Source organism: Xenorhabdus bovienii, from assembly GCF_024721015.1.
Lineage (GTDB): Bacteria > Pseudomonadota > Gammaproteobacteria > Enterobacterales > Enterobacteriaceae > Xenorhabdus > Xenorhabdus bovienii.
The window spans coordinates 15,206-27,516 of record NZ_JANAIF010000051.1; the positions used below are offsets into that span (position 1 = coordinate 15,206).

General features: G+C 34.1%; 13 protein-coding genes and 2 pseudogenes. 5 read left to right on the forward strand and 10 right to left on the reverse strand.

Annotated elements, in window-relative coordinates; all coding sequences use genetic code 11:
• Positions 1 to 14 precede the first annotated feature (14 nt).
• The 3 genes from hpt to NXS07_RS13445 form a co-directional block, all read right to left on the reverse strand.
• On the reverse strand, positions 15 to 560 hold the full coding sequence (hpt, locus tag NXS07_RS13435; protein ID WP_258086920.1) for a hypoxanthine phosphoribosyltransferase: 546 nt from the start codon (positions 558 to 560) through the stop codon (positions 15 to 17).
• A gap of 384 nt (positions 561 to 944) precedes the next feature.
• Entirely contained in the window at positions 945 to 1,208 is a 264-nt protein-coding gene (locus NXS07_RS13440) for a helix-turn-helix domain-containing protein (RefSeq protein WP_238126585.1), read from the reverse strand.
• Positions 1,209 to 1,269: 61 nt separating this feature from the next.
• The gene (locus NXS07_RS13445) at positions 1,270 to 1,389 is read right to left on the reverse strand and encodes an AlpA family phage regulatory protein (RefSeq protein ID WP_080717964.1); all 120 of its coding nucleotides are present in this window, start codon (positions 1,387 to 1,389) and stop codon (positions 1,270 to 1,272) included.
• Positions 1,390 to 1,832: 443 nt separating this feature from the next.
• On the opposite strand from NXS07_RS13445, the gene NXS07_RS13450 reads away from it, so the two are divergent.
• Complete coding sequence (locus NXS07_RS13450; protein WP_258086921.1) at positions 1,833 to 4,013, forward strand: AAA family ATPase; 2,181 nt, start codon at positions 1,833 to 1,835, stop codon at positions 4,011 to 4,013.
• A 443-nt stretch (positions 4,014 to 4,456) separates the two neighbouring features.
• On the opposite strand, the gene NXS07_RS13455 is transcribed toward NXS07_RS13450, so the two are convergent.
• From NXS07_RS13455 to NXS07_RS13470, 4 genes and pseudogenes are all read right to left on the reverse strand, one after another.
• Positions 4,457 to 4,813 (reverse strand): DUF7079 family protein, encoded by a 357-nt coding sequence (locus NXS07_RS13455; protein WP_038249088.1) that lies wholly within the window; start codon positions 4,811 to 4,813, stop codon positions 4,457 to 4,459.
• A gap of 50 nt (positions 4,814 to 4,863) precedes the next feature.
• Positions 4,864 to 5,328: a DUF943 family protein gene (locus NXS07_RS13460; protein ID WP_038203028.1), complete on the reverse strand. Its 465-nt coding sequence runs from the start codon at positions 5,326 to 5,328 to the stop codon at positions 4,864 to 4,866.
• Positions 5,321 to 6,568, reverse strand: a complete 1,248-nt coding sequence (locus NXS07_RS13465) for a PAAR domain-containing protein (protein WP_071827757.1) — start codon at positions 6,566 to 6,568, stop codon at positions 5,321 to 5,323. Before NXS07_RS13465 ends, NXS07_RS13460 begins: the two co-directional genes overlap by 8 nt.
• Positions 6,569 to 6,788: 220 nt before the next feature.
• Positions 6,789 to 6,959, reverse strand: a pseudogene (locus tag NXS07_RS13470) (primase-helicase zinc-binding domain-containing protein); the annotation flags it as partial.
• 158 nt (positions 6,960 to 7,117) lie between these two features.
• Between NXS07_RS13470 and NXS07_RS13475 the strand changes: the two are divergent.
• Positions 7,118 to 7,465: a YacC family pilotin-like protein gene (locus NXS07_RS13475; protein WP_038222490.1), complete on the forward strand. Its 348-nt coding sequence runs from the start codon at positions 7,118 to 7,120 to the stop codon at positions 7,463 to 7,465.
• Positions 7,466 to 7,538: 73 nt separating this feature from the next.
• On the opposite strand, the gene NXS07_RS13480 is transcribed toward NXS07_RS13475, so the two are convergent.
• The 3 genes from NXS07_RS13480 to sbnA all read right to left on the reverse strand — a co-directional run bounded on the left by NXS07_RS13480 (position 7,539) and on the right by sbnA (position 10,200).
• Positions 7,539 to 8,078, reverse strand: a complete 540-nt coding sequence (locus NXS07_RS13480) for a cysteine hydrolase family protein (RefSeq protein WP_071827758.1) — start codon at positions 8,076 to 8,078, stop codon at positions 7,539 to 7,541.
• Positions 8,079 to 8,247: 169 nt separating this feature from the next.
• Entirely contained in the window at positions 8,248 to 9,255 is a 1,008-nt protein-coding gene (sbnB, locus tag NXS07_RS13485; protein ID WP_258086922.1) for a 2,3-diaminopropionate biosynthesis protein SbnB, read from the reverse strand.
• 9 nt (positions 9,256 to 9,264) lie between these two features.
• Positions 9,265 to 10,200, reverse strand: coding sequence for a 2,3-diaminopropionate biosynthesis protein SbnA (sbnA, locus tag NXS07_RS13490; RefSeq protein WP_238126581.1), 936 nt, complete (start codon positions 10,198 to 10,200; stop codon positions 9,265 to 9,267).
• Positions 10,201 to 10,423: 223 nt separating this feature from the next.
• Here sbnA and NXS07_RS13495 point away from each other — a divergent pair, with 223 nt between their 5' ends.
• The 3 genes and pseudogenes from NXS07_RS13495 to NXS07_RS13505 form a co-directional block, all read left to right on the forward strand.
• Positions 10,424 to 11,224, forward strand: a complete 801-nt coding sequence (locus tag NXS07_RS13495; protein WP_258086923.1) for a formyltransferase family protein — start codon at positions 10,424 to 10,426, stop codon at positions 11,222 to 11,224.
• 3 nt (positions 11,225 to 11,227) lie between these two features.
• A complete protein-coding gene (locus tag NXS07_RS13500; RefSeq protein WP_038196677.1) occupies positions 11,228 to 11,869 on the forward strand; it encodes a LysE family translocator in 642 nt (213 codons plus the stop codon).
• A gap of 30 nt (positions 11,870 to 11,899) precedes the next feature.
• A pseudogene (locus NXS07_RS13505) lies at positions 11,900 to 12,010 on the forward strand (ABC transporter ATP-binding protein); the annotation flags it as partial.
• Between the last annotated feature and the right edge of the window lie 301 nt (positions 12,011 to 12,311).

Here is a 12,311-nt window from a genome sequence, read left to right on the forward strand (position 1 = left end):
TTTACCGCAGAAATTTACTCTTCTATCAGAGTAACATGCCCAATGTAAGGCAAGTGGCGATAATGCTGGGCATAATCAATGCCATAACCGACCACGAATTTATCTTCAATCGAATAGCCAATCCACTCAACCGGCACATCGACTTCACGGCGGGATGGTTTATTCAGCAACGTACAAATCGCCAGAGAATTCGGTTTACGGAGCGCAAAAATCTCGCGAATTTTATTCAGTGTATTGCCTGAATCGATAATATCTTCAACGATCAGCACATCTTTGCCACGAATATCTTCATCCAAATCCTTGAGGATTTTCACATCGCGAGTAGAGTTCATCTCATTGCCATAGCTGGACGCAGTCATAAAATCCACTTCGTGGGGAACCTGAACTTCACGGCACAGGTCTGCCATGAAGATAAATGACCCCCTCAACAAACCAACCAGCACCAATTCACGGTCGCTATTGCGATAGTGTTCTGTAATCTGTTGCCCCAATTTAGCAATACGTTGTTTAATCTCTTGTTCCGAGATCATCACTTCTACAATATGTTTTGGTTTACTCATAACTATATATTTTTAAACAAAAATTAAAATAAAATCATGTGTCTTTTTACGAAAAGTGATACACAGATTGATATACCGTTCACCACACAAAGACGCACACACAAAAAAACATGAGAACAAAATATTTTGCAAAGCATATCAGAATTCACTGCCTACAGTAAAAGAAGGGTTGAATCTATGACTACCTACAAATATCGTTGCCAGTGAGTAGATCAGTACACTAAACGTTCTGGCCTTGTGATAGGAGGTTGCGACGCATTTCGTCGGAAGGTATTAAAGATTGCGGTGACAGATAACCAATTGTGCCACCTCATCAAAATAAATAACACCGTGGATAATTAGATGATGTGACTATTTCCCTGATATTTTCCGGCATTAGAATAATTATTTTAATGATTTATCGCGAATTTTGCGTTCGATAAGATTACCGTTCATATCAAAATAACGGCTAGACCAGATTTCAGACAGGTGAGTGTCGAGATAATTAGCAATAATCCATTCACCCTTAGGCCACGGGCGTGACAGTGTATTCGCTAATGTAGATGAACTGAGTCCCGCGTCACGGGAGATAGTCGCCAAGGTCGTACCACTCTTACGTAATGCAGCGATAATATCGGCAGAATGCCAGTCATTTCTAACGTCAATCATTCCTGCTACCCCTTCCATTAATTGATGGTGGCGATTCAGACAGGGTTTGCAATACCGGGAGCTATCGTCCGCGAGGTTTAGGGAAATTTCCCTGCTGAATCAAATGGTCGATTTGTGATTTTTCCAATCCAGTCTTTTTCATCACATAGTCCAGGCGAATGAAAGTCAGCGTTTCCATCATTCCAAACCTCCCTGACTATAAACTCTTTCGACGTAACGCCCGCGACCATTACTATGCCCCAAATCCATTGAAACCAGTGCCCTAGCAATAAAAAAGACAGCGCTCCACTCATTCGCAGCATACATATTTATTAGTTAAAATAAAAAATATTATAGTAACAATATTTATTAATTAGGCTAATTCCTGATGAAAAACATTATCGTGAAATTAGAAATTTTTCGTCATATAAATTATATGTAACGCTTTCATAATGACAAAAATAAAACTCTACACTGTTTCATAAAAAAATATTTCTCGACACCTATTTTAAATAGGTGTCGAGAAATAATCTCCTTTGATTTCTAATGTGAAAAATAATTTTCTGTGATCTTGATCAATTTAAATCCATAATCATAGGTTTAAATATCGTCTATAATATATTTATTTAAAAATTAGGTGACAAAATGAAATTCCTTGAAATAAAAAATATTACAAGCTACCATCCAACAGATTCTCAGACGTTGGATTTATCTAAAAAAATAATTTTAATATATGGTCTCAATGGAAGTGGAAAATCAACCATAGCTAATTACTTTAACCATGACAACCCAGAGATATACAAAGGATGTCAATCTAATTTAGATGATAGTTATAACTATATAGTATACAATAAAAAGTTCATTGATGATAATTTTTATAAAAAAGACAAACAACCGGGAATATTTACCTTAAGTAAGGAAAATAAAGAAACTGAAATTGAGATAAAAAATAATGAATTGAAATTAGAAGAATTAAATAAAAAACACAAAGAATTACTCGACGATCAAAAAAAATTAACAGAAAAACTTGAAGGTAACGACTCAGATTTTCAAAATCAATTATGGGATAAATTTGATTATGTAAGGAATTCATCTCTAGGTGAACTCATTAGGGGGCCAAATAAAAGCAAAAAGAGATTTTTTTCTGAAATAAAAAACAGCCAACTATATATGGATATTAATTTTAATGAATTAATTAATGAATATAATGAGCTAAAAAACGGAAAAAAGAATGCACATTCAATCAATATCATAAACCCACCCAAGTACAATGAGGATTTAGAATATATCAACATTCTACTGAATGATCCCATTATAGCATCTGAAAATAGCTACTTATCTGAAATAATAGATAAATTAAGCAATTCAGATTGGGTTAAATTTGGCATGGACAATTATATAAGAGACAGTATCTGCCCATTTTGCCAACAAAATACAATTAGTGATGAGTTTAAAAAACAATTAAAATTTGTTTTTGATAATACATACTATGAAAAAATAAATGAAATAGAAAAAAATAAAAAAGAATATATAGAAAAATGGGAAGTTTATCATTCAAACATGATAAAATCACTAGAAAAAGTAAAAATACTACCTAATGATAAAAAAAATCTGCCATTGAATGAAATTCAAAATACTCATCAAAAAAACATTAAAATATTTGATGAAAAAATCAAAAGCCCATCAAGTAAATTTAAATTACATTCAATATCAGATAAAATAAAAATAGTATACGAATATTTCACCAAAGCAAATAATTATATTCTAGAAATAAATAAAAAGGTAAACGAATATGAAAACAGCGAGAATGACATAAGAAATAAAATATGGTATGGAATTAAACAGTTAAGTGCCGATCTATTAAAAATATATAACAAAAATATAAAAGAGTTAGAAAAATCATTAAATAAAACAAAGTTAGAAATTAGGGATTTAGAAACTAATATATCAATTTTAAATGGAAAGATAGTAGAATTAAGACAACATATATCAAATATTGATGAAACAATAGAAAATATAAATAACAATCTAAAAAATATAGGTATTACTAATATATACATAAAAAAAATCAACGAAAGCAACCATTATAAAATATACAGAGAAAACGAACATCATGAACAAAAAATATACACCTCATTAAGTGAGGGTGAAAAAACATTAATTACATTTTTATATTTTATAGAAATGTGCAAAGGGAAAACAGAAGAAAATAGAAATAACAACAAAGAAAACTTAATTGTAATTGATGACCCAATATCAAGTCTATCATATAATTACATATACGATATAGCGTCATTTGCCAGATATGAATTATTCAAGCATAGTTATGTAAACAAAGTGATTCTACTTACTCATAATTTATTCTTCTTTCATGAATTAATAAAACTAGCACCATCAAAGGATGAAGATTTTAAAAAAGATTATGGATTATATAGAATATACAAAAATCAATATTCTATTATAGAAAAAATAAAAAGAAATGATATAAAAAACGAATATCAAACCCTTTGGCAAACTATTAAGGATGCTAAAAATGATAAAATCCCTGTTATTATGATACCAAATATAATGAGAAATATTTTAGAATATTACTTTGCATTTATTCATAACAAAGACTCATTAGGTTCTGAGTTAAATAAACTATCAAAAGAATGCAATAACACTAGTTATAAAGCTTTCTATCGGTATATGAGTCGAGGTTCTCACTCAGACCCAATAAATATTGATGAATTTAGAAATATAGAAAAAGAAAAATATTTTTATTTGTTTGAAAGTGTATTTAAAGAAACAAAACACATAGAGCACTATAACAAGATGATGGAATAATTCAGAATGTTATCGTCGGGGGGATGCATATTAACTACGAGGCCAAGAGCGACGATGCTTACACACTGTCTCCCAGCGACCATACCTAAAGCGTTTGTACTGACGTACAAGGACGGTCTTCATCATATGGTTATCTCCATACAGGTTACCAGTGTTACTACTGGCAGCCTTTATACACCTTGTATAAAGCATCTACTTAGTGTAATAGAGAACACTTTGGTTATAGAGATCACCCCGAACGATAACTTTTATATATTAATACATATTTTCTCATATTTAAAGCAAAAATTTAATGTCATGTAGTGATTAAATTTCATTTAAATAATAACATACTGTTAAAAAGTAGCGATTCAAACACGAGTCACTATTTTTTAAAGAATATATTGTGGAATATTATCTAAATTGTGAAAACAAAGTACTAAAAATCTTAACTATATAAAAAATCAATCAATCAGTTTTTCCTTCAAACATTGCCAATCTCTTGCAAGATACCTTCGTAAAAAACATTGTTTAATACTCATCTTTATTTTCTCTATTTTATTTCCCGTTACCTTTTTTCCTTGAATAAGCTGAATATATTCCCAAAATTGCTCACGATCAAAAAAAGTCCAAGTAGTAGGCACAGGAGTAAGTCCATTTGTATAGCATACAGGCGCCACCCACTCGAAGAAGACCATTTCCACATGCTCAAGCGGGAAATGTTTGGCTACAGAAGCGATATATTCATAATCAACTTCATTATCTACAAAGACATAGGATAACGCTTCACACAAATCTATATCTGTCAGTATATTGCCCAACGGGGAAATTCCTCTATTTCTTTATCTAAAGTAGATACAACTGTAACAATTCACCATTGATATGGATTAATTTCTCCGCCTTCTTTGCGTTGTAGATATGCACTATGTCTCATTACAAAGCTTATCTTTCCACCGTCAAAACGCGACACTTCCAGAACTCTATTTTTTTCAATACAATTCGCTTTAACTTTCATATCATCAAAACAAAGTAAATCTGAGTTTTGGTCAGTGTTAGGCATTTCTTTATATCCATCACCTATATCCCAAATACTTATATCAAAATTACCGTCTTTATCTGTAACAGGGATACCATATTTATTTTTAAGCATTGATTTATTTTTTTTCCACCAATCAATCTTCCCAAGATCTGTTATTGGAAAATGTTTAACAAGAACATCATTGTAACCACTAGATCTATGATGAACACCAATAATTTCTACAGGTTGTAATAGCCACCATACTCCATAAACAACAAAAATGACTATTAGTGATAAAAATAATTTATACTTATTCATTGCAACTCCCTTCTATTACCTGTGTTACATTCATTTCGGTAATAAATGGTTTATAGCCATATTGGTTCCAATGCTGAAGTAAAAACCATATCCTGAATATACGAAATTTTTTGTAGAAATAATGTGTAACATCACTTTTATCTAATCCAAAGTGATCCTGTATATGATAATGGATAGTAGCTTTGAAAGCATTACCATTTACTTCCAAAGACTGCAAAGTAATATGTGTTGCCCACGTGTCATGAACGGTGATTCCCAGCCCATTAACTCTATCCTCTATATTGTCAAACTTTGGTAATACAGAGCCCATTATTGCTTCATAAAGTTTTCCTTTTTTATCTAATGGATAATAACCATTATCCCAATCAATATTTTTAATAAGTGTTCTTTTAATTACAAGTAGAGAACTCTGATCTGATGTATCTTCCAAAATACGCTCTGACATTGCCTTATCAAGTAATGGATCAGTGAACTTTTCCCCAGTATTTCCTTGCATATGAGAAATCATTTTTCTCATTACCCCCTGATATTCACCTACAAATGAATATAAATCAGATAATTCTCTGAATTTATCAAATAACATTCTGGCACTGGTATCCCGATCTTCCATTGTATATGGGTTACACCATTGCATAATATTTTCTTTAGGAAGTTCTGCTTGTGCAATAAAATCAATCAATGAATAATTATGACAAGGCACGCCAACATCAGTTAGCCCAACTTTATGTTTAAGCTGTTCTTCTGATAAATCAGCATATATCATGTCTTCAGCATCATAATCATCCATTTTCCTTTTTGTTTTAAAGATTACAGCAGGTAGTGGTAATGGTTCCGGCTTAATTTTTTGTTCTGATTGTGCATATGAATCAGAACTAGATTTATTTGTTGTATTGTGGCTGCTCTGAGTAGTTGTTGATTCTGTATCTTTAGTAACATCTTGAGAAGTAAAATTAGAAAAGTGTGCTTCATTTTGATAACTATCAGGAATGGAGTTAATAAGATTTGCCCTACAAGGACAAGTGCTCTGACTATCCAACGTTCCAGCCAATTTAGCTCCCATATCAAAAAAGCAATTCACACCGCCCACGATCGAAAAGTTGCCTGAATGTTTTCCACAGGTAACAAAAGAGCCTTCTATCGCAGCATCCCTCCCATAAAATGTAATGTTACTGGTTCCTGTAAGGATTATTCCTCCACAGCTTGTTTTATCCCCTACAGTCAAGAAATGTCCTATAGCCATATTCCTTTCTCCCTATGCTGATACAATTTCACTGATAGAACAATTTATGAGCGCCATGATATACCAGAAAAATTTAACAATTCTACTATGAACAAGAATCATTCAATAAAAATGTGATAAATGTCATTTTTCAATCAAAATCAGATTATTACCTATTTTAAATTTCACGTAATACAACAGATTAAAACCATGCTGACGCGCTATGCTTGTCTTCTCTGGTTTGTCTGGTTGGCTTGGGTTCTGGCAAAGGCAACGCCAGCACATCAGCAACGACTTTTGCCGCTTCAGTGATGGAGATCACTTTAGTTCTTGCCACTAAATCCAAACCATCACCATATCTTGGTTCGTCACACTGGTGGCAATGCCCGTTACCGTTATGATGGTCGTCAATAACAAGAGTCACTTTCCCCTTAACCCATGTGTTCGCAGCGTCAGTACGCCACAGAAAAAATGGCAATTTTCCTAAAGTTAAGAAAATAAAGTTTGGCTAACAAAGATATTAATATGTTAGTTTAGGTAAAACAGTAGAAAATCAGTATAATAGAAATTATGCAAAAGATTGCTTTACTCACTTACATTCTGGTTCTGTTCAGTTTCGCGCAACCCGCAAAAGCTCTGTCTGAGGAAGAGGCTGAAAGTCTTGCTGATATGACAGCCGTCTACATTTATTTGAAATATGATTGTGGCTATAGCCAGATCCCAGATCGTGAGATCAGGCGTGCAGTTATTTATTTTGCTCAACGCAACAAGTGGGATCTCAATAACTACAACAGTCAGTTAATGGAAAAACTGAATCAGTCAGGCTACAACGATCTGAAGGGAATCAATCTGCCCCAAAAGGCAAAATGCCAGGCGCTTGCCCGACCCTCTCTCAGCCTGCTAGCTTATGTAAAATAATTTCACTGGCAGATAATTAATCTGCCAGTTATATATTCCATTTACCCGACAAAATATTCATCTTTCACTCAGGTCATACTCCGAATGCTTTGCTGGTCGTAATTTCAGCCCCATAGATGGTTTTCAGATAATCAAGGGCAGCTTGCTGATCGATACCGGGGGAAACACAAACAGCATCGGACAATACCGTAATAGCATAACCACGAGTAAACGCACCGTAAGCAGTATGGCGGACACAGCAATGAGTATGCTGACCTACCAGCACCACTTCAGTCACGCCATATTGTGCTAAAACATTTTCCAGATCCGTCCCGTCAAACGCATTATAAAATCGCTTGGGAAAAACGATTTCACGCTCCATGCCGATTGGAGCCAATTCATCAATCACATCCGCACCCCATGTACCGACCATTGCATGTTTTCCCCAGATATCCATTTCCCGATCATCCGCATGATGGGCATCATTGACATAGACCACCAACCAATCAGGGTTATTTCTGGCATGTTTGATCATTCGCTGAATAGGCGGAGTAATTTTCATCGCACTTTCTTCATTGGCGAGGACACCGGTTACAAAATCATTCAGCATGTCGATTACGATAAGTGCTTTCATCTAGATAGCCTTCTTTTGATGCTTGTATGATTACATGCAAATTGGAAAAATCCTATCTATTACTTATCATATATCGCATATAGAAAAAATAACTTTCTTAATTTATTCCATTAATCAAGTTATTGCCATATTAATAACTTGATCGTTTTACCATGCAATAAAAATATATTTATCTCATGACGGGTAAAGGATGAAAGTCTGAAATTGTAATGCCTGATATATCCTTAAAATCAGAATATATATTTTCAGCTACGGCAATATCCAGCATTCCCATTCCAAAAGGAGAATATATTCTTAACTTAGTTTTGTCGGGTTTAACTTTACCCCGAATAAGATCAGATATACTTCCTTTTATAAATTTTGTATCACGAGTCTCTTCTGCTGTAAGGTGCAGAGAAGTATGAGCTTTAACTGCATGAGAAATATCATCAACATAGTTTTCTGCTTTTAATATGATATCAGTAGAAAGATCACGTAGAGAAATATGTAAAACGGTTGGATTATGGGAGAACAGCGCGGGATCAACGATATGGGGGCTAACAGCCGAAGTAGCAAAGATAATCAAATCTGATTGACTAATCGCATCAGTCGTATCCAAATATTTAGCCTCAATACCTAACTTCTGTTTACAGTATGAGATAAATTTGGCAGCATTAGTTTCAGATAAATCACTAACAACAATATTCTCGATTTTCCAGCCTGTGCTATATAAATATTCAACGATAGAAAAAGAGATCAACCCTGTCCCTATGACAGCCAATTGATCACATCTCTTTTCCTGATGAAGATACTCCGCACCAATGATAGCGGATGTAGCGGTTCTTGCTGAGCTAATTTGACTACCTTCAATACAAGCGATAGGGTAGCCAGTATTACGATCATTAAGAATAACAACAGCAGAAGCTCGGTTTAATCCATGCTGTATATTATCTGGAAAACTACTGACCCATTTGATTCCGGCTACTTTATTACCATGCTCTATAGATGCAGGTAGAGCAATTATCCTATTTTTGTCACTATCAGGAAATCTCAAGAAATAACTATCAGGATTAGTTACCATTCCATCGCTAAATAAACAATAAGTTTTTTTAATTATTTCGATAATCTTTTCCTTATTCTCTTTTATCCAGACTTCAACATCATTACCAGAAATAATAGTGAATTTATTATCAGTCATTTTATTTCCTTAATTATAAAATTTATTAACCCAATCATCATTATATATAGTGTCTATATATTTCTCTCCCATGTCAGGAGAAATAGCCACAACAATTTTGTTTTTCCCAATGATGCTTTCATAATGCCGGACAGCAGCTAAAACCGTCCCGGTTGATCCTCCTAAAAGGAGGCCCATTGAAGCCAATTCTCTGCAAGTGAATACGGTTTCTTTTTCATCTATGTAAATAATCTCATCAAATTGTGAATATTTTTTAATTTCTGGTGCCTTACTGGTTCCCAAGCCAGGGATCCTCCTTTTACTTGGTTCACCACCAAAAGTGACAGATCCCTTTGTATCAACAGCAATAATTTTCGTTGAAGGAGAGTATTTACGTATATAGCTTGACACACCGCCAAGAGTTCCTGTCGTTCCCGCGCCAATAAATACATAATCAGGATATGGATATTTTTCCAATATACTTTTTCCTGTCGTACTATAATGAGAAAGAACATTATTTTTATTTTCATACTGATTAACCCATATTAAATCCTGATCCTCTTTTAGCATAGATTCAATTATTCTTATCCTTTCTCCCAAATAACCGCCATTATTATCTTTACTTTTCGCTATAATAAGGTTTGTTCCATATGCCCGGATCGTCCTCTCAGTCAGAGGAGCTATATTCGGATCACTAACACAAATAAATGGATAACCTTTCCAGGCACAAATCATACTCAATGCTAACCCTAGATTTCCTGACGAACTCTCAATCAGCTTTTTTCCTGTTCTTAGTACCCCACTATCCTCAAGCGCTGAAATCATATATAGCGCAGGCTTTATTTTTATTGATCCTGTAACAGAAATCCCCTCCACTTTTAATGAAACAGCGGAATCAGGAATCCAACCATTAATATTTATAAAGCATCTGTCATTAATTAAAGATGATATGTCATCGAAGAGCATATTAATCTCCTTTATCATGACTAAAAATAGTAATTAAATCATTAAATACAGATAAAAAACTTCCAATAAAAAACAACACATAACAATAAGGAAATAGGTTTAAAACTATAAATAGTCAACTTTATTTCATAACAAAAATAAACTATAGTCTGACTAAAAATAAAACCATTGTAAACCTCCTCCATTTAAAAACCAGTTACTTTTTATAATAATAGGATAAAAAATGTTTACTGTTATAACTGAAACTTTTTTTCACACTAGTTTTCTCCATAAAAAATTGAGAAATTCCCAACTAAATTGGATGATCAGAAACGCCAGAAAACTAGATATATCAACACTCAACAATATACATTATGAACTTTCAAAAAAGGATAAAATAACAGATGAGGATATTAACAAGTTAGAAATATCTTATAAAGGCCTCAGTGAACCAGAAAAATATCTCGCAAAAAATTATGGCGTCCCAGAAACTCATGCTTTATCTTCCGCTAATATCATTGATACAGAAAAACTGGGAATAAATTTTTATCAAGATTATCTGAATAATGAATGTAGTAAACATAATGATGGTGCTCTTATTTTCCTTGATGTTATCTTGGCTCCATTCTGGCTTAATCACTTTGAAAAAAAGATCGTTAACGCTCATTCTGCCGTTCTTCCCTATGCCAGAGGCATGTATGCAATAGAACAACTGACTGCAACAGGAAATAAAGACGCAGTCGAGCGTGCAGCCGGGGCAACACTACACTATGTTGACACAGGGATAGACACGGGGGCTATTATAGAGCGGAAAAAGCTACTTTCACTCTGGTCGTTAGAAACAATATGGGCAGTAAAAGGGGAATCTTACCTACTCGCATTTGAGCTGATGAAAGACTACTTGGAAAGAAGCAAACCATTTAATTTTATTGATACTCTATCGGTTGAATATGGCACTGACAGCCCTCTCTTTACTAGCAAAACTTTTACGGATAAAGTAAAGCGTCAATCAGAATATTGTTTTCTCAAAATGAAAGGAATTTAAAGTATGCTGGATGTGAACTGGATACTTTTTCTCGTAACGGCTCTTACTATTAATGCTATTCCTGGTGCGGATGTCATATATGTTACCAGTAATTATCATCGAATAGGCTGGAAAGCGGCTGCGTCATCAGCCATAGGGCTGGCAATTGGCTATTACTTCTATGTTTTTATTACTTGGGCTGGGATAACCTCCATACTGATGTCTCTTCCGGCTCTGTATACCATAATACAGACAGCAGGCGCGCTTTATCTAATTTGGATGGGATATAATATCTATCGCTCTAAGCCATCTGAAATTACTGCATCGTCAGAAAAAAATGACAGTAATATAAACAGAAAAAAATCCAGTTCTTATCTCCTTAACGGGTTATTGATCAGTATCCTCAATCCTAAAGTAGGCATATTTTTTGTCTCTTTCTTTCCTCAGTTTGTTCATCAAAACAGCCCCGATTATCTCTTACTTGTTCTCGGTACAATATTTTGTATAGGCGCCACTTTTTTTAATATTTTATATTGCCTTATCACAGCCCAACTCAAACGGATATCCCCAGAGAAAACCAATTTTATTCTCGGACGTATTCCCGGCCTTATTCTTATTATCCTTGGGGTAATGATGATATTAGAATCAATAAAATCAATCATATAATTGATATCTGAAAAGCAGAGGTGAACAAGATTCCAGTCTTATGCACTTTTTCCTCATATGTCTTTGGGCGAAAACATCGGTTATGGGCTGAAAATGCAGGGGCGGCCAAAAGTAGAAATTCGCGAGCAAGTCATGGAAGCGCAATGCCATCTGTACCAATCGCGTAACCCGCCTACCAAATGACCAATAAACCTTGTAGAATTACCTACACTTTCTAGGTATGTCACACCGTAAAAAGACCATTCATTCCACTTCAATCGATAGGTTTTACAATGCATCAATCTGATGTTGTTGATCGTTCGCTTTTCTCACTGAGCTGGCCGATCTTCATTGATATTTTTCTTCACATGGCGACGTTATTAATAAACCTCAGCTTCGTTTAAGAATAGCGATATCAGTATCCCGTAAATTCAAGCTCGGTTTTTTAGGCTGGAATGTATAA